This window comes from Leptospira wolbachii serovar Codice str. CDC (assembly GCF_000332515.2).
Lineage (GTDB): Bacteria > Spirochaetota > Leptospiria > Leptospirales > Leptospiraceae > Leptospira_A > Leptospira_A wolbachii.
The window spans coordinates 2,447,885-2,469,033 of sequence record NZ_AOGZ02000014.1 but is presented as its reverse complement, the minus strand read 5'-3'; the positions used below and the strand labels follow the sequence as shown (position 1 = coordinate 2,469,033).

The 21,149-nt window shown below is 38.6% G+C and carries 18 protein-coding genes; 9 read left to right on the top strand and 9 right to left on the bottom strand.

All coding sequences use genetic code 11. From position 1 onward, the window contains the following. Positions 1-213: 213 nt before the first annotated feature. The 4 genes from LEP1GSC195_RS17040 (at position 214) to LEP1GSC195_RS17025 (ending at position 3,167) form a co-directional block, all read left to right on the top strand. Positions 214-939 (top strand): hypothetical protein, encoded by a 726-nt coding sequence (locus tag LEP1GSC195_RS17040; RefSeq protein ID WP_015680694.1) that lies wholly within the window; start codon positions 214-216, stop codon positions 937-939. Continuing rightward, positions 923-1,576, top strand: coding sequence for a hypothetical protein (locus LEP1GSC195_RS17035; RefSeq protein ID WP_015681203.1), 654 nt, complete (start codon positions 923-925; stop codon positions 1,574-1,576). Before LEP1GSC195_RS17040 ends, LEP1GSC195_RS17035 begins: the two co-directional genes overlap by 17 nt. Further along, on the top strand, positions 1,560-2,225 hold the full coding sequence (locus LEP1GSC195_RS17030; RefSeq protein WP_015681916.1) for a hypothetical protein: 666 nt from the start codon (positions 1,560-1,562) through the stop codon (positions 2,223-2,225). Before LEP1GSC195_RS17035 ends, LEP1GSC195_RS17030 begins: the two co-directional genes overlap by 17 nt. Before the next feature lie 102 nt (positions 2,226-2,327). After that, a complete protein-coding gene (locus LEP1GSC195_RS17025) occupies positions 2,328-3,167 on the top strand; it encodes a hypothetical protein (RefSeq protein WP_015682216.1) in 840 nt (279 codons plus the stop codon). Between the two features lie 41 nt (positions 3,168-3,208). On the opposite strand, the gene LEP1GSC195_RS17020 is transcribed toward LEP1GSC195_RS17025, so the two are convergent. The 3 genes from LEP1GSC195_RS17020 to LEP1GSC195_RS17010 form a co-directional block, all read right to left on the bottom strand. Beyond that, entirely contained in the window at positions 3,209-4,459 is a 1,251-nt protein-coding gene (locus LEP1GSC195_RS17020; protein ID WP_015681067.1) for an adenylate/guanylate cyclase domain-containing protein, read from the bottom strand. A gap of 150 nt (positions 4,460-4,609) precedes the next feature. After that, positions 4,610-5,821, bottom strand: coding sequence for an NADP-dependent isocitrate dehydrogenase (locus tag LEP1GSC195_RS17015; RefSeq protein WP_015680565.1), 1,212 nt, complete (start codon positions 5,819-5,821; stop codon positions 4,610-4,612). A gap of 46 nt (positions 5,822-5,867) precedes the next feature. After that, complete coding sequence (locus LEP1GSC195_RS17010; protein WP_051122398.1) at positions 5,868-6,434, bottom strand: hypothetical protein; 567 nt, start codon at positions 6,432-6,434, stop codon at positions 5,868-5,870. A 78-nt stretch (positions 6,435-6,512) separates the two neighbouring features. Between LEP1GSC195_RS17010 and LEP1GSC195_RS17005 the strand changes: the two genes are divergently transcribed. Together LEP1GSC195_RS17005 and LEP1GSC195_RS17000 are read left to right on the top strand one after the other, a co-directional pair. Continuing rightward, complete coding sequence (locus tag LEP1GSC195_RS17005; protein ID WP_015681949.1) at positions 6,513-6,887, top strand: LIC_13246 family protein; 375 nt, start codon at positions 6,513-6,515, stop codon at positions 6,885-6,887. A gap of 56 nt (positions 6,888-6,943) precedes the next feature. Continuing rightward, positions 6,944-7,978, top strand: a complete 1,035-nt coding sequence (locus tag LEP1GSC195_RS17000) for a hypothetical protein (RefSeq protein WP_015680697.1) — start codon at positions 6,944-6,946, stop codon at positions 7,976-7,978. Between the two features lie 66 nt (positions 7,979-8,044). Here the strand turns inward: LEP1GSC195_RS17000 and LEP1GSC195_RS16995 are convergent, their stop codons facing one another. Next, complete coding sequence (locus tag LEP1GSC195_RS16995) at positions 8,045-8,992, bottom strand: MBL fold metallo-hydrolase (RefSeq protein ID WP_015682225.1); 948 nt, start codon at positions 8,990-8,992, stop codon at positions 8,045-8,047. Between the two features lie 48 nt (positions 8,993-9,040). On the opposite strand from LEP1GSC195_RS16995, the gene trmB reads away from it, so the two are divergent. Continuing rightward, positions 9,041-9,700, top strand: a complete 660-nt coding sequence (gene trmB / locus LEP1GSC195_RS16990; protein ID WP_015681572.1) for a tRNA (guanine(46)-N(7))-methyltransferase TrmB — start codon at positions 9,041-9,043, stop codon at positions 9,698-9,700. A gap of 67 nt (positions 9,701-9,767) precedes the next feature. Here trmB and LEP1GSC195_RS16985 read toward each other — a convergent pair whose 3' ends face one another. The 4 genes from LEP1GSC195_RS16985 to rsgA form a co-directional block, all read right to left on the bottom strand. After that, positions 9,768-13,367, bottom strand: coding sequence for a tetratricopeptide repeat protein (locus tag LEP1GSC195_RS16985; protein ID WP_015681057.1), 3,600 nt, complete (start codon positions 13,365-13,367; stop codon positions 9,768-9,770). Further along, positions 13,364-14,977 carry an LIC10124 family lipoprotein gene (locus LEP1GSC195_RS16980; protein ID WP_015680931.1) on the bottom strand — a complete coding sequence of 538 codons (1,614 nt, stop codon included), beginning with the start codon at positions 14,975-14,977 and terminating at the stop codon, positions 13,364-13,366. Before LEP1GSC195_RS16980 ends, LEP1GSC195_RS16985 begins: the two co-directional genes overlap by 4 nt. Next, the gene (locus LEP1GSC195_RS16975; protein WP_040506908.1) at positions 14,974-15,945 is read right to left on the bottom strand and encodes a FecR family protein; all 972 of its coding nucleotides are present in this window, start codon (positions 15,943-15,945) and stop codon (positions 14,974-14,976) included. The genes LEP1GSC195_RS16980 and LEP1GSC195_RS16975 overlap by 4 nt, the downstream gene beginning before the upstream one ends. Before the next feature lie 65 nt (positions 15,946-16,010). Then, on the bottom strand, positions 16,011-16,964 hold the full coding sequence (gene rsgA, locus LEP1GSC195_RS16970; protein ID WP_015681225.1) for a ribosome small subunit-dependent GTPase A: 954 nt from the start codon (positions 16,962-16,964) through the stop codon (positions 16,011-16,013). Positions 16,965-17,013: 49 nt separating this feature from the next. Here rsgA and LEP1GSC195_RS16965 point away from each other — a divergent pair, with 49 nt between their 5' ends. Next, the gene (locus tag LEP1GSC195_RS16965; RefSeq protein WP_015681982.1) at positions 17,014-18,840 is read left to right on the top strand and encodes a sensor histidine kinase; all 1,827 of its coding nucleotides are present in this window, start codon (positions 17,014-17,016) and stop codon (positions 18,838-18,840) included. Here LEP1GSC195_RS16965 and LEP1GSC195_RS16960 read toward each other — a convergent pair. After that, the gene (locus tag LEP1GSC195_RS16960; RefSeq protein ID WP_015681721.1) at positions 18,837-19,925 is read right to left on the bottom strand and encodes an acyl-CoA desaturase; all 1,089 of its coding nucleotides are present in this window, start codon (positions 19,923-19,925) and stop codon (positions 18,837-18,839) included. The two genes, LEP1GSC195_RS16965 and LEP1GSC195_RS16960, sit on opposite strands and share 4 nt — an antisense overlap. Positions 19,926-19,983: 58 nt before the next feature. Between LEP1GSC195_RS16960 and LEP1GSC195_RS16955 the strand changes: the two genes are divergently transcribed. Beyond that, positions 19,984-21,117, top strand: a complete 1,134-nt coding sequence (locus LEP1GSC195_RS16955; protein ID WP_015680772.1) for an LBF_2804 family protein — start codon at positions 19,984-19,986, stop codon at positions 21,115-21,117. Positions 21,118-21,149: the final 32 nt, after the last annotated feature.

Genomic DNA, 21,149 nt, shown 5'->3' with positions numbered 1-21,149 from the left:
TATCCAATTGCGATAAAAAAACTGTCACAAAAAAGCAAATATTTCTAAAGAAAAAACTCTAGGACAAAAAACATCAGAGGTATACATAAAACCTCACCCTCCAGATTTTCTGAAAGGCAGAAAAATGAAAATTCAAAGGTTCAATAAATATTTCTTAGAGAATAGAGAGTATTGGAAGCTTGAAGAAATCGATGAGAATGGAAAGGTAAAAGAATGGATCATAGACACAAACTCAATTGTATGGTAAAAATAAAATTTTTCTTATTGCTGTTTATATTTTTTTTTAACTTAGGGACGATCTATGCTAACGAAAAAAAATTTACTGAAGGCAAAATTCTTTATGAGAACAAATTTGTAGTCGATGCTGAATATCTAGATTTAGGCGATGGTTCGATATTCATTCGTGATGCAAATGTTGGTTATCCTATTCCGAAAAGCAAAGTAGTTAATATTGTGGATAAGAATTTTTACGATACCGTAAAATCAAAATCAAAGTGGAATGCCTCTTTGGAATCCTTCTACCGCTTCGAAGCAGGAAGCCATTATCAATACGAATACAACAATAAAGGCAATTATTTTCTTAATGATGAATTCATAAGACCACTAAAAATAGGCCTTCTCCTTTTGACTGCTTATACTTATTCTTCAGCCTTACAAGCAAACCAAAAACTCGGTGACTCGATCTATGGCCTCAACTCATCAGACAAGCAGGATACATTTCAGCAGAGGAATCGCGAATTCGTAATTTCTGCATTTCTAACAACCAGCATTTTCCTTGGAAGTTCCATTATAGCTTATATTAGGTTCGGAAAAGACTCTAGCTGGAATGATTTGCGGATTCCCGAGAGAGCAGAAATCTCAATAGATGAACTCCAAAACAGAATTCAAAATGACAATGTTGGGAAACGGATTGATTTAAAATATGAAATGCGATTTTGAATTTATTTTCAAGTATTTGTTATTCTTAATCCTACTCAATGGCTGTATAACAGAGAAGTCACCAAATCGTAATTTAATCTTTGCTTTAATCAACAATCCAGCACCAATCTTTCAAACTCCTGATATACAAAAATGGTCAGGTTGCATGACCAGTGTTTTAAAAAATGACCAAATCCTCGGATACTTCTGCGTACAAGAAAATTTCCAAAACTGTAGCAAAGAAACATTTCTTGATATTCCTACCGAAAATTTCAAAAATTCTATAATAACGAACTTAGATATTCATGATTTAAGTAATCCAACTTGTTTAACCGCCATTGATTCTGTACGGGATCGAATTCTCCAAACAATTCCTGCTGATTCCTTTCAGATAAAGAATAAATTTTCAGACTTTAATTTGGTTCCAGGGACAATTTCTTTTTGGAAAGATTGCTCTAGTATTCGAAATCAAACTAAAGATTATAAAAGTATAATGAATAATAATGATCGTTCATTTGCAATGAATTGGAAGATGTTATTAGCTATTCACGGAAATCCAAATGAAAGTTGTTTAAACTCACTAAGTCTAACTTCTACGGAAATGCTTTTTTTTCAAAATGTAATCACGGAGAAACTCAAATATGGGATCCAATACTAAACTGTTTTCTAAATTTAAATTGATATTCATTCTACTTCTATGCCCAATATTCTCCAATTGTTACGGTAAGAATAATGGTCCTTCTGAAAAATTATACTTACTCACTATCTTAGGGATTTTATACTCTGCAAATGCAGATAACTGTGGATTTACATCCATTCGCAACGGAACTGTAATGGAAGATAATCTCAATGATGTGGAAACCCTGGGTTTCCAGGAAAACTTAACGCAAAGTAATGGTTATAAGGATATATCAAACTATTCGTTTTCAAAAATGACAGAAATTCAATTGGATATCACCTTACGCGAAATTCCATTACTGGGATTACCGGCTTTTCCAAATGAACTTCTAAATGAAATTATTTCTGAATATATCTTTGACTTTTATACAGCAAACAGTAGCTACAGCATTTATTTGCAGAGGAGTCCATCTACAAATCATAACCAATGGATACCCAGCGATTCCAGGCCTATTGTGAATGATAACAAAAATTCAAACATATTTTTATGTTCTTTTCCTACTGTATTACAAAATTCAATTCTCATCAAATGCGACTCTTCTCTGTTTGATTTGAGTGGGAACTTTATAAATGCAAGGCTAAATAGCGTTCATAAGGAAGGTAATAGAACTTTTAAGGATTGCATTTGAACTAGTTTCGCAAAATAAAAGTATAGAATCGTTTAATTTATCATCGACAATATATTTTTAGCATTTAATATCCTCCGTTACCTTGCTATTGGAGAACTATCGATGCAAAGAATCTCGTTCCTTTTTCTAGTGATCATGATTTCCTTTTCCCCAATCTTCGCGGAAGAAAAACCAAGTCCTCCCGGCCCTCCCAAAGAAGGTTACTATATACTCACTTACAAAAACTATGGGGTAAATTTAGAAATCAATGTGAATGGCTATGATGTACGAGATGGATCTTCTAATGAAGACTCCTCTGGACAAGCGGATATCAACTACTGGATCCAACCCGATAAAAACAAAATCAAGATCCGACTAACAGAACGAAAGAGTAAACAAAAAGAAAATACCGGACTTTCCAAAGAAGCAGAAGTCAAATTGTACATAGGTCAAAAAGGGCAATTTCCAGACGAAGGAATTTTATTAGAACACTTCCAATGGCCGACTTCCACCAAATCTAGTTTAGGTGAATGGACCGAAATAGAATTGAATCCACCTTTTATTCCGCCAAGCCAATTGTGGAAGCAAGCAGAAGCCATTACTCTTACGAAAGAAAAGGAAACCTCTATTCTTGAGTTTGCAAAAGAATTCACAAAAATTCTCAACACAAAAGAGGCAAAGAAGATCCTTTCTTGGATTCAATTCCGAGCAAAGGACACATCCGAAGTTCGTTATTATCCCTATATAGAAGCAGACGAACTCAAGTCCATAGCTGGTATGACAAAGGCCATTGGGTCCAGCTGGAAACTAGATACAAAGAATCTAAAGTTTACCTTAGTTTGTAACAACCAGATTGTAAGTGTGACAAATCAGAAAGGTGAGCCTATTCTTACATCTAAAAAAGGAGCTGCTATTCCACTTTATTTAAGCTGGATAGGTGGCCAGTGGGTGATTGTTCGCTAAACTATATAGAAAAAATCTAGATTTGGAAACGATTTCCCATCTCAATACTTCTTCTTCACTCGTTCCGAAATTGCAAAAATTTTCTGTGGAGAGCCAATCCCTTTCAGTTTGTGTTCTCCGAGCTCTTCCCAACGAACAGGGATTTGGTTGGCTAAATTTTCGGAGGCCAACACAGCTTTTTCTAACTCCCCACACATACCTGCAATCCGACTAGTTAGGTTGACGGCTTCTCCAATTACAGTAAAATCCAATCTCTCCTTCGAACCAATATTTCCATAAAGGATTTCGCCGGAGTGTAAACCCACCCCATGATGAATTGGGAGTTTTGCCTCATTTTCTCTCGATTGGTTGTGGCGAAATAAATCCCCACCTAACTTTCTTACGGCGAGAAGGACTTTTTTTCCAACAAATGTTTTATTAGATTCTGTGTATGGAAATACTGCTAAAATTCCATCTCCCAATAGTTTCAAAACTTCGCCACCATGTGCTTCAATGAGTGGGATTGCCAAACCAAAATAATCATTTAACAACTGTATAACTTCTGGAGGTGACAATTTTTCACTCATCCCAGAATAATTTCGAATGTCAGAAAACCATATTACCGATTGGATTTTATCCAGTTCTCCCAAAAATATTTTTCCCGAATATACTGTAGATCCGGTTCTTTTTCCCAGATAAACACTCAGAAGAGATTCTGTTAATTCATTTTGAATGAAGTTGATCCACTGCAAAGAAATCATTTTTAGAACTTGGTTCAAAAAATTAAGTTCTTCAGGAGACCAACCATTTGGTTTTTCTGTAACCAAACTGAGGAAAGCAAAACCTGCTCCTTTCTGAAAAATTGGTACTGCAAAATAACCAGTGGCCCCTAAAGGAGCCAAATCGTCCAAAATGGGATAAGGATATGTTTCTTCTTTATGATCCGCATAACTAAAATAATACGGCTTTTTGGTCGACATTACATGTTGGACAGGACTTACCACAAACTGAGAAGTTTGCAAGGAACCTAATCGAAAACGAACCTCTCTTAAAAATCCATTTTCCGATTCTATGATTGATTTCGAATGTTGAAGTTGATTTGTAGTGTCATCAAAATATTCTAATTTCCCTTTGGGAACCCAAGTGTAAGCTAAAGACTCTACTTGCGGGTGCAAAGTACGAGTCCCCATGCTGACCCGCACGATCTGAAAGTTTAGTTTTTGTAAATAACCAATACTTTTATCAAATAGTTCGGCGGAAGATTTTACTTCTGAAAGTTCATGCACATACCATTCTATAAAATCAGCGATCATTATCCTATTTGACTTCCTTTATTACGAAAATCGAATGTATGGTATCCAATGGCAATTGCAAGGAAATATTTTATATGTTAGGAAGGAGAAGGATTGATTAAAAAGGAAACATTGCACCCTGCCAAACGACAGGGTGCGAGGGATACAAACTTATTTGAGTTTAGAATCCAATCGTTTTTGTACAGCTTCCATAAATTGGAAAGTATCCAATTCTGTTTTTTTCGCTGCTGTGGAAAGAGAAAGTAAGTCTTTTGTCATTTCACCACCTTCGATGGTTTCAATGATCGCTTCTTCCAGTTTCAAAGCAAAGTTTACTACATCGGGAGTTCCGTCGAGTTCCCCACGTTTCGCAAGAGCTCCAGTCCATGCAAAGATAGACGCTACAGAGTTTGTCGAAGTAGTTTCACCTTTTTGGTATTTACGGTAGTGGCGAGTCACAGTTCCGTGTGCCGCTTCATACTCATACTTTCCATCAGGAGATACGAGAACTGAAGTCATAAGACCAAGGGAACCAAAACCAGAAGCCACCATATCACTCATAACGTCTCCGTCGTAGTTCATAAGAGCCCAAAGTTGTCCGCCTTCGTTTTTCATGATCTGTGCTACAGCATCATCGATGAGGTAATAACTATAAGTAATACCCGCAGCTTTCATAGCAGCATCTTGTTCTTTTGCCATGTTATCAAAGATATCACGGAAACGAGCATGGTATTTTTTAGAGATCGTATCTTTCGTTGCAAACCAGATACTAATTTTTTCAGATAAAGCATAAGTAAAACATGCCTTAGCAAAAGATTTGATGGACTCATCTAAGTTGTGCATTGCAAGCGCAACGCCAGCACCTTTGAATTCATTCACAAGCAATCTTTGTTTTTCTTTACCAGAAGCATCTGTATAAACGAGTTCTACTTTTCCTGGGCCATCAACTAAGATTTCCACGTCACGGTAAATATCACCGTAAGCATGTCGTCCAATCGCAATTGGTTTTTTCCAAGAGTTCACAGCTGCTGGAATATTTTTGATGATGATAGGTTTACGGAAAACAGTTCCATCTAAGATGGCACGGATGGTTCCGTTAGGTGATTTCCATTCTTGTTTTAGGTTGTATTCTTTTACGCGGTCTGCGTTTGGAGTAATGGTTGCACATTTAACACCTACGCCATGTTTTTTGATCGCATTCGCAGAATCTACAGTTACTTGGTCATCCGTTTTATCACGGTATTCAACACCTAAGTCATAATATTCCAAAGTGATGTCTAAATAAGGGTAGATGAAACGATCTTTAATTTCTTTCCAGATAATTCTTGTCATTTCATCGCCGTCTAACTCAACAAGCGGTGTTTTTACTTTAATTTTTCCCATTGATTTCTCCTAAACTCGGTACATTTTTGATTCGTTTAAAATACAGTTATGTTGGATTTGCCATGTACAAATTCCATAGATAGTGACAAAACTCCGTAGAATTATTGATCGCTCCTGAAATGGTATGAATTCCTGTAAGGGATGTATATCTTTTTCTATAGGCATCACGATCTGAAATTTCAGAAAGTTTGGATTCCAATCGAACAAGCACTTCTTTCCAAGATTCGCACTGTTCCTTCACCAAAGGATCTTTGGCATTGATCCGAAGGTCTTCGGCTTTCGTGATCTGGATTTCCCAAAAATGGGAGGGAAAAGCTGGTGGTCTGTATCTGTCCCGAATGGCTTCCAAATCTTTTTCGATGTCTTGGTCTTTGAATGTGTTAAAAAAGAAGAATCCGCTGATTCGTAATGAAATTGGTAAGTAAAAACTAAAAGTGCGATCATAAGAGACCATCTGTTGGAGAGTCCATTGGGGTGATTTCCCATTTGGTCTTTTTCCAGAAAAGGACTTTGTATCCAAAGGAGCCAATTCATCAAAACAGTATTGAGCAAACCGGAGTTTCTCTTTCCAGAATATTTCTAAAATCTCCGTTACCATATCCGTTTCGTTCATCCTGGATAGGGGAAAGTATTTTTCAAGTGAGAATCCTTTTTTAAGAACCAAAGTCCAATCTCTTCGACCCCCACAAGTATGAAAGAAACCGAAGTTTCCTGGCGCGAGCTTATGACAAAAAAAGAAGAATTCTTACATATCTTACGAATTCTGAACCACTACTACGAAATGCGAGGCGAAACCAAGTCCAAACAGTTTGCCTTCCGTCGTGCTTTAGCCGATTCTTCCCCGGAATCGGTTCAAATTTTTTTCTCACAAATCGGAACCTTTGAATACCAGGTGGCCTGTCGCATTCTACCAGAAGAGCAGATAGAATCCTGGATCCATATCGATGGGATCGCAGAGGAGAGGGAAAGGCTCGGACAAATTGGCAATACGGAACACCCTGTCTTTTCGCTCGTTTGTCTCGGAGATTTATTTGCTTTAGCACTTCCCAGCAACGTTTCCATTTAAAGGAAATCCCGAAGAAAAATCTTGATTCTTTTTCGAGCACCCGTTAGGATTTGCCGGTGTTTCGGCAATTCTTTCGATTCGTTTGGTTATTTCTTTTTTTTTCATTACTAACAACAGAAAACCTCCTCGCCCAAGATTTCAAAACCCAACATTTCCCCGAAGAAGGTTATCTCCAAGCTTGGAACTTTACCTTCCGTAATGAAAAATACAATTTGTTTGCCACGTTCCTTGTTAGCAATTTTGGACCAGGATCGCATAACAATGGTATATCTTTACTCTTAAAACCTAAAGACCAACCTGTGTTTTATTCCACTCGCGAATTCGATGCTGATGAATATGAATCCAAAAAAGGCCAGTTCTACCAAAAAAGTGGGGAGAACTGGATGGAATATAAAAACGGAATTTATTCCTTCTATATGAACTATGGGGACTGGGAAATAAAATTGGACTACAAACCAAGGAGAGGTTCTGTTCCTATCTCCAAAGGAAGGTATCCATTGAAAGAAGAAGGGAAATTTGTCCAAGCCGACATTCCCTTTTCCTTCTCCCAAGTAACAGGAACCATTCGATACAAAGAAATTACAGAAGAGATCAAAGGTGTTGGTGGATTGGAACATATCCTCTCAAACGAAGCAGTGTACCAATATTCCAAAAAATGGGAATTGGTAAGGTCGATTACAAAAGATGGACATAGAATTTTTACAGGTGGGTTCGTAGGAAATTCAGATTTCCCTGGTGCTTTTTTTCGTCGAGTAGCAGTCCTTGATCCAACGGGACACTTGGTTTTAGAAGGAACCGTAGAACGAGCAGAAGTTTTGGATTGGGAAAAAGAACCTACTTCTGGTTATACGATTCCTAAAACAGAAGTTTTATATTTTAACGAAGGAAAATGTTCCCTATATGTCAAACGAGTGCGGCCGATTGCTGCAATGAGTGCACTAGAAAATATTTCCTCGTTTTTACGATTTTTTATCCAACTATTCTTTGCCAAACCTTACCAAATCCATTGGTATGCGGATCTAAAACTAGATTGTCCGGAATGGTCAGGTGAGGCAAAAGGATACCACTCCAATTACCTAATCAACGAATGATTGAAACAAAGATCATCGGATTCAAACCATCTAGATTCTAGTTCTATACAAGAAGGTTTTGATTTTCTAAAGAATAAACTTTTGTCCTTCGTGAGCAATATGTATCTGCATTCCACCCGGTTTCATCAACCTGGCTTCATCTAGAATAATACGCGCCACTTCATGATCTGTATGGTCCGGCTCATGGTGAGTAAGGACAACAGAACGAATCTCCATCATTTCCGCAAACTCTACTGCTTTACTTACAGCAGTATGACCCCAACCTATTTTTTTTTCCGCCTCAGCAGTGCTATACTGTGCATCTATGATGATAAGATCGGCTCCCGCAATTTGAGGTTTCATTTTGATCAGATGTTCGCGGTCTTCTTCCCGATATTCCACATCCGTACAAAAAAGGAAAATTTTATTTCCTTCTCGAATTCTGTATCCCGTACAAGACCCAGGATGGCGAAGGCCAAAAGGAATTATTTTTAGTCCACCTAACATATAAGATTCGAACTCTTTCCAAAGATGAAATTGTTTCTTGGATGCCATTTGTTGGAAAGAAACTGGAAAATTTTCAGGATGTTGTTGGCGGATTAGCCTTTCTTCTAAATTTTCAATACATGAGTAAAAGTGAATATTGCAAGATGGAGAATAACCTGGTTTAAAAAATGGCCAACCTTGGATATGATCCCAATGAGTATGGGAAACAAGGATATGGATGTCCATATCTTCTCCGCTAAATGCTTGCGGGGCCATTTGGTTGCCAAGGACACGAAGCCCCGTCCCCATATCTAAAATGACTTTTTCTCCCCCGTCTCCTTCAATGAACACACAAGTGGTGTTTCCACCCAAATCTTGAGAAAGGGGGATGGGCAAATGATTTAGAAATTCCTCTTCTGAGAATCCGGCGGGATCCTTTCGCCACTCTTCTTTGGCCATTTGGAGAATCTTTAAAGTTTTCTCCCGTTGTTCCTGTTTAGAAATCGGTGTGGGAAGAGAACCTCGAACACCAAAAAGAGTTATTTTCATCTAGTTCCTTTTAAAAATCCTGACAATACATCATCGGAAGGAATGCAATTGTTAGTTAACCCGGAAATCCAAGAAAAACTTTGGAAGTTTACTACCAAGACTTCCTATCAATCAGACTACCTCCTGCAACCTAAAGATCGGGGAAAAAAAATCGATCTAAAAAAATCTTTCCCGGAAGAGATCCAAAACCTTGTTTTAGAACTTGGATCTGGTTGGGGTGAAGTTGCCATCGAATTAGCTACGAGAGACCGCCAAACAGGTTACCTACTGATGGAAAAGAAGGTGAACCGAATTGTCCACACCGAAAAACAACGAAAAATGCTGGGTTTAGAAAATATCCGCTATATGACCGTTAACTTCCAGTGGTTCTTTAATGAGTTACTCGAGAAAGAAATTTTTGACAGAATTATCATCAACTTCCCTGATCCTTGGCCAAAGAAAAAACACCGAAAAAACAGGCTTATGCAAGCCGATATGCTCGAACAAATTTATGATTTGTTAAAACCAGGTGGGAAGTTATTATTTGCAACCGACTACGGCCCTTATGCAAGACGAACCATTTCCCTATTCCGAAAATTTCCAAAGTTTGTTTGGGAAGAGAAAGAATACGAGTTTGAAAGGCCGGGTTTCCCTATTTCCTTTTTCGAGACCGAAAAAAGAAATGAAGGGAAACGAATTTATTATCTAAACCGAACCAAATCTAAGTAAGAAAATCTAAATCAGAAAGTTTGTTCTTTAGTTTAGAAACAAAGTAAGATCACTAACGTCTTTTTAGCTAATCAACGGTCACGGTACTGATCCTGAGGCCATCTCGATCGCCTTTCCACGGAACAGGAGTTTTCTCCCTGCCTTTGATTAAGAGTAATTCTTTTGCTCTACCTTCTACCACGAGTCCATCTAAAGGATAATAAAAATCTCCTTCTATGGAATAGGAATCTTTCCACTTAGAGCCACCTTTCCAAAGATAGGCGGTGTCTTCCGTATTGATAAGTAAAGACTCTGGATTTTTAACAACAGAGCGAATGGTATCAGTATTGCCCAAAGAATATAATTTTGCTTTTTCGGTTCCTTGGTAGATTTGATTTCCCAATTGAATCAAACAAGAATCTTCCAAACATCCTAGGATTTGAGCCGATTCCTTTGTATCTTTTTTGACAACGGGATTCGATACCTTTTTGTCTTTATCGGAATTGGAACCAGAACCTATGGCAAAAACTTGGATTTGGAATTCTTTCTTTAAATCACGAAGGACAAAAAGTTTTCCCTCGGCAGAATGAGAAAAACTTAAAAAATCATTTCCATTCCACTCTTCCTCAATTTCTAAATTGGGGTTTGTGCGAACGATCTTCCGATCATTTCCTTTTTCTTTTTCCAAAAGAAGTAAAAATCCATTCCCTTCGGCCGAACCTTGCTTGACTTTCCAGCCAACAAGAATTTGTTTTTTGAAACTCGTTTTTCCCGATTCAGGATAAATCTTTGTCGCCGAATCATTGGAAATTCCCACAAGTTCTTTGCCGGCAACTAACAGTTGATAAGGAGTGGAAGTGTATTGTTTCCAAACAAGTTCCTTGGTGATTCTGTCATAGCCAACAAGAGCTGTTCCATAATTGACTATGATTCGGTTGGGATAGACAATTGGTGTAGAAACTGGAGTTCCCGAAAGATTGAGATCCGTCACATGAAGTGGTTCATCATCTAATGCGTCGGAAGGAAGGAGCCTAGCATATTTGGTCTCCCCATATTCACGCAAAATTCTTTCTTTTACTTGGTTTCGTTTGGTTTTTACTTTATCGGAAGGAGATTGTTTTTGTTTTGCATCTAAAATTCGAAACTGTGCAAACATTGCTTCCGCAGAAGGTTCTTCTTTCAGAACACGATCAATGATCTTCTCTGCTTCTTCCAATTTGTTTTCTTTGAAATAAATGTAAGCTAATTGGATCTCACCATCCATAAAATCAGGATCTGATTTGCGGATGGATTCCAAAATGGTTTTTGATTCCTTGGTCAAATCTTCATTGAAATAAGCAATGGCTAAGTTGTAAGAAGAAAGTCCAAATTCTGAATCCTTCACACGCGCTTTTTCAAACTCACGTTTGGCATTATCCATTTGGCCCAGTTTATAAAATGCCAAACCTTTGGCTACGTTACTCGGAGCAAAATTCGGATTTACCAAAATAGAACGATCAAATTCATTAATGGACGCTTCGTAGTTTTTACGTTTCATGGTCACAAGGCCTAACATATAGTAGGCGTAATAAGAATCTGGTTTTTCTCTTAAGATATCGTAGAATCCGTCTTCGGCTCTTTTTAGTTCGCCTTTTTTATAATAAAAAGAGTAAATCCCTTCCTTAAATGATATTGCATTTTCTTTGTTGGTGCGGACGGCATTTTCCAAAATGGAAAGGCCTTTTTCTTCTTCACCCTTTTCGATATAACATTCTGCAATTTTTACAAGAAGAGAAGCTTTGGGAACTCGGTCATAGGCCTTTTGGTAAGGAGTCACCGCTTCAATGTATTTTTTGCGATTGAATAAAGAGTTTCCTTCTTTGACAAAAGGCAAAATCTCCGCAAAACGAGAGTTCTCTGCTACAGTCTTTTCTGTTTCAATCAGCTCTGGAATGTCTTTCGTATACTTTTTGGACTTTTGAATGAATTCATTGGCACGAGTATAGTTTTCTTTAGAATTTTCCTCAACAGCTCGTTTGTAATACAAACTTCCCAATCGGTAATCCACAGCATCATTGTTCGGGAATTTTTTCTTTAGTCCCATGTATACGGATTCTGCTTCATCCCATTTGCTAGCATCTTCCGCAATCCGACCCAAGGTGATAGCACTGAAAGGATCTGTAGCAGAAAGAATTTCTAGTTTTTTGATGTATTCCTTTTCCTTTTTGGATTCACCCGTTTTGGCATACACACGAGCAAGGCCTTGTAAGGCACCAGGGTTTGTGGCATCCATCCGGTAGGCTTCCAAGTAAGAGGATTCTGCTTTTTTGTATTCCCCAAAAGCAAAGTAAGCACGACCAAAGGCGTTTTGTGCTGCCGGGTTTTCTGGGTTCACACCCATGGCTTTGCCATATTCATCAAAAGCTTGTTTGCGTTTTCCTTGGCGGAGAAAAGAATCACCATCAGCAATGAACTTTTGTGATTCTGCGAGTATCTTTGCTTTGCGAATCTCTTCTTTTTTTGCCTTAGGATGCGACTCTGCTTTTTTTAATACATCCAGCGCTTCATCAAAACGACCCGAATCAATCAGCACATAGGCTAAGTTGAGTTTTGGTTCAAAGAAGTTAGGATCCCAAGAAGATGCATCTTGGAAACTAAGGGTTGCCTTTTTGGTTTCGCCCCATTTCCATTCACATATCCCTTGTTTGTTGCGGATCTCTGCATTTTTTGGAATTTTCCCGCCAGCTTGTTTGGAAGTTTTTAAACAATCAGAATAATTGTGAGTTTGAATGTAAACATTGCACAAGCCCACATAGGCATTGGGATTTGTGTCAGAAAGAGAAATAGATTTTTTAAAACTCTCTTCACTTTCTTTCAGTTTGCCATTTAGTAACTGAGCATTCCCAAGAAAAGACCATACGGAACCATTTTGTGGTTGTAACTCAGTGGCTTTTTTGAATTCCGAAGTTGCTTCTGTATAATTCTTTTTGGCGAGAAAATCATTCCCGCGTTGGATAAGAGATGCGATTTTTGTAGAAAGTTTGGCGTCTTTGGCTGTTTTTAATTCAGGATTGAGTTTCTCCGCTTTTGCAAAATAAGCTTCAGCTTCCTCATATCTTTTTAGTTCTAAACAGAGGTCCCCTAATTGGTTTAACAATTCAATAGGATAAGGAAACTCAGGTTTTGTTTCCAAAGGTTTTAGAACCACAAGACTTTCTTGGTAACGACCCAAGTTCTTTAAAAGTAATCCTGTTTTGTAAGTATAAATCGTCTCTTCCGGTTTTAATTGACTAAGAGTTTGGTATGTAGAAAGTGCTTCTTCATTTTCACCCAGTGTGGATTGAACCGTTCCAAGCCCAATGAGTAGTTTTTCATTTTTTGGTTCTAGGTTTTTGCCTTTTTCATAAGCAAGTTTTGCATTCTCATAATCACCTAACTGGTAATAGGAAGAACCAAGGAGAGAGTAACCATCAATCAGCTCAAAAGTTTTAATGGAAGTCTTTGCTTTTTCTAAAGCAACATCCATGTTCCCTTTCTGGAATTCGTTACTTCCTTCTGCGACAAGTTCTCTTGCCTCTTCAATTTTTTGGCGATCCGACACATCGGATTTCTCCACCACGGAATCCTTTACGGAAACGGGTTTGAAGTCACGAGATTGGCAGCCGATAAAAAGAACGACAGTAAAGATTAAAAAACTAAGTTGTCTCATTTTTGGAGCCTTTCCTCAAACTTAACCATATCAGGATATCGAATTTTTAAACCTCGAAGAGGTGTGCCCGTAACCGGTGCGTTATGCGGAGTCAAAACTCCTAAATTCCAAAAAGTTTCGAAGTTCCATGGAATTTCTTCCACAGTTTTATTTCCCAAAGACAACCGGATCATCTTTTTTTCTATATCAGTGGAAAGTTTGATACTTCTTCCTTTAAGTTCATCTTCTTTGTTCCAACGAAATGAAGAACGAACAGGGGCTTCTTTCTCTTCAGAAGAAAACTTGATGATATGGAAGTCTGTTTTGTCGACATAGATGAGAATGGCATTTTGGTTGTGATCAGTAAAAGAAAGACCAACGGCCCCATTCAAATCCTTCACAAGATCTAACACTAGTTCGGCTTCCATATAATCTGGAATGAGGTCTTCGGAATACACTCCATACCAGCCGGAAGGAAGGTCTTTATTTTTCGCAAAGGTAAGTTTGCCAGGGAATGTGGCAGAAAAATTCGGTGAAGCAGAAGTTAGGTTCCAAAATTCCTCTGCCTCCCAACCAACCCCGTCTTCCAGCGAGATAGGTAAAGCAATGGACGTGATTTGTTTTGGTCGTATTTTGATTCCGGCTTTTGCATATTCAAAGTGCGAATCTTTTTGAGTACGAATGAATTGGATCGGATAACTTCCGTAAGGAACACCCGATTCCGCATATTGTGTTTTTCCTTTTTTCTGACCATCCACAACGATATCAAGACCTGCAGGAAAACTAGAGATGACAATGGTTCCTTGTGAAATATCGTCATTCCATTCCTGGAACACACGAGTGGTTTTCCCTGCACGAATTAAGATATTTCGTTTTACGGGATCTTTGCCAGGTTTTGCAAAGGAAAGAGTATGTTTTCCATTGATGAGGGGATAGGAAAGTAAGGGAGCTTTGCCCACTTCCACACCGTCCAGGTAAATGGTGGTTCCCGGTGAAGTCGAAAACACAGAAGCATTTCCTCGTAAAGAGGAGGTAAAATAATTACGCAATTCATCATCCGATGGGGAAGAAATTTCTGCAAAGTAAGCAGGAACACTTCCAGTCAACGGTTGGAGTTGTCTTTTGCCATGGAAAACATCAAATGATTTTAAAGATTTAACAACAGGTTCTTTTTCCTCTTGGTAAACGAAGATCGCCTTTCCAAAGTTTTGTGACAAAACAGGATCTTTGTATTGTACTTCAATTGAATGTCTTTCGGCAGTGCGAGTGAGAGAGAGTTCCAATAACAAGTCTAAGTCGGCGCTTTCAGCAAATTTAGGATCTGGGTCTTTTGGAGCTTTTTTAAATAACCCAAGTTTGTTGTGAGGGAAGAGGACTTTCTCTTCGAGTAACAATAAATCAGATTTAGAAAACCCCTCTGGAACCTGTTTCCAGAGGAGTGAAAAATGAGGAGTGGATTTATTTACCAGTCGTTCTTTGTAATCTCTGCCCGAAGGAAGGGGTTCCGACTCACCCGGTTCTGGAGTGATGAACTTAGGTTTTGTAAAACTTCGATTTAAAGTCTCGATCTTTGTGACCGAAGAACAATAACCGACTAAAAAACAAAGGACCGGTAAATAAACATATCTCATTTCGTCTTATCAAAACTCTCTTTCGGTGCTAATTTTAGGGAATCTTTCTGAACATCTTTTTTGATGTATTTAGAATCTTCGATGGACTTAGCCGTTGTAATCACTTCGTCTGATTTCGATTTGGTGATCTCACGATTTTTTGCTGCTTTTTCCAATTCTTCTACAGAAGATCCAATGTTTAATTTTTGAAGTTCTTCGTTGTTAGTTCGGAGTTCGTTTGCAAGAGACTCAAACTGTAACATCTTAGTATTTTCAAAAGCCAACATTTCTTTCATCTCTGATAAAGATTGTTTGTCCATTGGTTTGATCATTTTATCAGAAATTTTAGTATCATTTCCGACTTCAGCTGTTTTCTGTTTGTCGACAACGATTTCGTTTTCTGAGTTTGCTTTGCGAATGGCAACCGCACCATCAAGGACCGTGTATTTTACTACGCAGTTTCCAGAACCACAAGCTACGTTTCCACCTTTAGCCGATGGATTTTCCACATTGGTTAAGAAGATCGTTCCACGAACCCCCGCAATGGAAGTCGGTGTGACTACACTGAAAGATTCTGTTTTTCTTTCTTTGCGAAGAACAGTCACCAGTTTTCCGTATTGCATATTCACTTCTGTTGCACGAGAACCGTCGTTTGCAGCAAACGCTTGGCTTACACTAAGAGAAGTATTTTTGTTCAACTTGAGAACTCCGTCTTCACCAACAAGAATTTCTACAGAACCGTTTTGGCCAGTAACGATAGTATCTTTGGAAGTTAAAACATCGCCCAAATTAGGCTTCACTTGTCCACTTTCGCGAATCACAACGACATCACCTTTTACAAAGGCAACAACGACGTTACTTTCTTGTTGAGACTTATCTGTAACATTTGTTACAGTCTCTTTGGAATCTTTTTGGCACGCAGCGAAAAATATGGCAAAAATTGCCACAAATCCCAATGCCGATAACCGATTGATCATTGCACGTTTCATATTCCTTCCTCCGGAAATAACATTCTAATCATAGATAACAACTGAGGGCTTGGCAACTCTTTTCCCTAGCGTCTTTTTGTGACAGCTTTTGCCCAATGGTCTCGTCTGGTCACCCTATGAGGGTTTTCTAGACTCTCGATCATGGATTCTAGACTCTTTTTTCTGGTTTCATCCATGGACTCGTTTAGGTATTTACGCATGGAACATTCAGAACCCAGTTCACAGCAATAAATTTCCTTACATGTTTCTTTAATCTTTCTTAATTCGGGAAAACTTTCCCAAAGCTCAACAGGTGTCAGATGTAAGATGCCCCACTCTTTGACTCCTGGGGAATCGATAAGAACCGTATTTTCTTCTAAAAACAAGGCAAAAGAATTAGTGGTTGTGTGTTTTCCTTTTTTGGTGGATCCACTCACCAAGTTTGTTCGTTGCACTGTCTTCTTATGAAGATGATTCATGAGTGTAGACTTGCCCACTCCCGAATTTCCACAGAGGAAGGTTCGTTTTCCACGAATCCTTTCCCATAAAGGTCGGATAGATTCTTCTGATAGAAGTGAGACAGTCATAACCTCATAACCTAACTCACGGTAATAAACTTCTCGTTCTTCGATTTCTTCTTCGGTGATAAGATCTTTTTTTGTAAAAATAATAAGAGGGGGAATTTGGGTATGGTAAGCGGCGGCAAGTAACCGATCGATGAATCCAGGTTTTGTTTCAGGATCTTTACAAGAAGCTAGGATGGCCAATTGGTCTAAATTAGCACATAACACATGACTGTCGCCGCGGTCACTTTTTCGTGTTAGGTAATTCTTTCGTTCCATTCGTTCTGAAATAATCCACTCTTCGCCTGAAGATTTTTCAGCCAAGACCATGTCTCCGACAACAAAGGGATGGCGCTCCCCAGAGTCCTTTAACCTGAGTTTGCCCTTAAGAACAGCTCGGGCATAACTTGTTCCTTCTGAATAAATTTCGTAATAGGCTCCGAAGATACGAGCGATTGTAAATAGTTCTTTACCCAAGTGGATTCTTCATTAAAATAATCTAGTTCTTACATTCTATATAGATGACATGCAAACACAAGTTTTCTTTCCTTTTGGAATCATAATCCTTTCCTCTTTTGGCTGGTTTGTTTTTGCTTATACCTTAAGCAGTGCGGATTCCACAAAAACCTTCTCCTTTTTTGGATATGCCTTAGGACTTTTGACTATTTCGCTTTTGTACTTTTTACGCCGAAAACCGAAACCTCAAAGCGGAGAAAAACCTAAAAAAAGAGATGAATTGGTTCAAAACCTTTTTGCCTTAGAAAAATTCAAAGAAGAACTCATTTCTTTCAATGACCCCGACCAAATCAGCGAAACCATTAGCCAATTTCTCGCCTCAAAGATCCCAGCAGAGTTTGTACAAGTCTACACTTGGGACGAAAGAGAGGGACAATTTCGTCCTAGACCGTTTCTAGAATCTCGAGAGCAGAAATTTTCTGAACTACCCTCCCTTCCGGTGTTCAATCCTTTTTTGTTATGGTTGTCAGAACGAGAAGGCATCCATATCAAAGAAAACTTCCTTCAGTTCGCCTCTCCCAGCCACGAAAAAATAGCCAAACAAGCATTAGACTTTTTCAAAGAAACCAAATCAGAGTTAGTTGCCACACTTTCCATCAAGTCAAGCCTTGTTGGCTTTATCCTTCTTGGGAAACACAAAGAAGGAAAAATTTACGATATAGAAGAAATTGAAATCATTTTAGAGATTCTATCAGTATCTCTCATGTCTCTTTCCAATTCTATGATTTACCAACAGTTGTTAAATCTAACCGAGACTTTGGAAGCCAAAGTAAGAGAACGAACCAAAGAATTGGAAGAAACCCAAGCCCATCTTGTGCAGTCTGAAAAAATGGCATCGCTTGGTGTGATGGTTGCAGGCATTGCTCATGAAATCAATACTCCGGCAGCAGTCATCAATGGAGCCGCGGACAACTTGGATGCAAACTTAGTTTTTGTTTTGTCTCACTTGGGTGATATCACCTACCTCATCCAAAATCCAGACTTTCGTTCGATCTACCTAGACATTTTATTTAGTTTTGTGAAAGAAGATCCGGCGGCAAAAATTGATCCCAAAGACAAATTCAAACTAAAAAAAGAAACCAAATATCGTTTCATCCAAGATGGAATTCCAGAAAACGATGCCTCTGATTTATCCACGTTTTTAATTGATCACCATCTATTGCATATGCAAGAGGAACTGATTCGAATTTGGAAATCGGGTGGGAAAGAAACCTTTGAGATGTTAAAGAACACTTTAAGCCTTCAAAGAAATATCAAGAACATCAAATATGCCATTCGTAATATTGTTCGCATTGTCAAAGCATTGAAATATTATTCCCATTTGGGGCAGGCTTCTTATGCTGTATGTGACTTACATGAAGGGTTAGAAAACACTCTTGTGATTATGCAAAACCAAATCAAACATGGAGTGGAAATTGAAAGGCTGTACGGAACCATTCCACCGGTTCGTTGCAATATTGATGAACTAAACCAAGTGTGGACAAACCTTATCACCAATGCCATTCATGCGATGAAAAAAATAGAACATCCAAAACTTACCATCTCCTCCAGAAGAGTCGGAGAAGATTATGTACTCATTAGTTTTGAAGACAATGGATCGGGGATTCCAACAGAAATCAAAGATAAAATTTGGGATCCCTTCTTTACCACAAAAGACCAAGGGGAAGGAACAGGACTTGGTCTTGGGATTGTAAAAGGGATTATCGAAAAACACAAAGGAAGGATTGAAGTGGAATCTGCCCCTGGGCGAACTTTATTTATGGTATATCTACCGTTAGTTGGCCCGGGAGACGTTCCTAGTATCCCGAAAGAAATCTTCCGGGAAATTCGAGGTTAAGAAAAAAGCGGTCTACCGAGAAGTTTTTCCCAACTGGCTTTGGTTTGTTCAAAGTTCTTTCGTAAAACTCCCGCTTCTCTTTCGCTAGAAGATTGTTTTGCTTGTTTCCATTTTTGGAATTCTTGTAAGGCAGACTCACGCAAACTTGCAAGTTGTTCTTCCCAAGGACGGAGTTTTTCTTCCCCTACATTTGCATACTTATGAAGGGTTTCTTTTTCTTTCAAAAACATAGTTTTTTGTAAGATTTTTTCCTCAGAAACTTTTTTTAAGTTATACGTAAGTCCCAAAAAAGAAAGACCTCTGATCATCCATTTGGATGGATCATAATCAAACCAACGAATTCCATTGCGGTAGTCGGACTGAAATTCATGGTGGAAGTTGTGAAAACCTTCACCAAACGTAAAAAAGGCGATGATCCAATTGTCGCGAGCTGTTTGTTCTTTGGAAAAAGTTCTTTCTCCCCAAACATGGCAAGCACTGTTGATAAAAAATGTGAACTGGTGGACCACAAAAAGCCGAAGAAACCCTGCTACAAAAAAACCTTCTAAAAAAGAACCCCATAACATAGTGATAAGGCCCGGAAGGATAAAACACATAAAGATAGAAATGGAATAAAAATGTTTATGTTGCCAAAGTACCAAAGGATCGTTTACTAAATCTTGTACACCTTGTTGGACATACTTTCTTTTTTGAAACAACCAACCAATATGAGCAAACCAAAATCCTTTTTTGATAGAATAAGGATCTTTATCTGTATCTACAAATCTGTGATGAAGACGGTGGTCTTCACTCCATTCAAGAGCAGTCGACTGAAAAGCGGCAGCTCCAAAAAGAAGTAACCAAAGTTTGATGGGAGCTTTTGCTTCATAAGCCTTATGAGAGAAAAGTCTGTGATACCCAACAGTGATTCCCATTCCCGTTGCAAAAAAATAAAACACAAATAAGGCCCAAGTGCCTAAATGGATGGTATCATAAAGATAGAAGTAGAGAGTTCCGAAAATCCCTACTAGGGGAGAAGTGAGTAAAAATATCGTAGTCACCCAATCGATAGGTGCTTTCGTTTTGATTTCAGCTTGTGTCGTCATAGAGAATTCCTGTTTCATGGAGTGAGAGTCCCAAACCAGGATATCGGTTGCAAAAAAATTGAGTACAGAACGTTACAAACCAGGTTTTCTAGAACAGTGGGGTCGCCGCGTTCTTATCTCTATCAACTCCCATTCGGGGAAACTCGAGGATTCTGGGAAAAGTTTCGCCTACCATTCAAGAAAGCTCCTCCTTTCGGGTTTTTTTTGGTCTTTTTGGATTGGGTTTTTACCGTCCATAACCTTTGTTTATCTTTGCACTTACCTTCCCCCGCTTTCGTTTTGGCCCCTAGACTCCCTCTCCTATTCGGCAGTTTTAGGATTTGTTTTCCTTTTGGCTCTTGCGACTATCCTTGAATTTTATCTCCTCTTTCGATTGGGATTTTATCTGTCCTTTCGGATGGCAAAGTATGCAGACATTGAACTTGCCGAAGAACCAGAACTTATCACTCCCATTCCGGGAATGATGGCACGTTTGGTTTTAGAAATTCCTGACCCAAGGATCCGTTTGTATGGAATAGATCCTTACAAACACCTAAATGAAAGGGCTTTATTCTTTCGCACTACTTTGTATAAAAGCAAAGTTTTTCTTTCTAATATTTTCGCAAAACTTTTGTTAAAGGTTTTTCTAGGTAGGACGGGACTTCGGTTTTTAATTGAATACATTTCCGGACCCGTTACGGGAATTTGGGACAGTGTCACCACCTATATGATTTTGTATGAACTACGCAAACGAATCATTACAAGAAAGTTGTCCGACGCTATGTTATTGAAAATCAAATCCAAAGGGAGAAGTAATACATTTATAGAATCTTCTGTAAGAGCAGTGGCACTCTCTATTGTTTTTACAAAAACATTTCACCCTAACTTTGAATATTTGCTTTTTGGACTCATTGGACTTTTGCCCGAAAGAGACAAACTCAAAAACCTAGATGATTGGGCCGAGTTTGTCCATTCCTTCCAAAATCTCAAAGTAGAGGAACGTAAATGGCCCATTGCTATCTTTGCCCTTTGTTCCTCCTTCGATGGAACTTTAAACAAAGAAGAATTGGAGGCGTTTCGAGACATCACGGATCTCTCACCGACCTGGCTTCTTGACCGAGTGAAGATTTTAAGCGGAACCATAGGGAAAGGGGAACTTGCAGAATCCTTACAATGGATGGAAAAAATCCTTCCCGAAGAATCCAATCAATGAAAGGCTAGAATTAGTCTAAATACAAAGGAGAT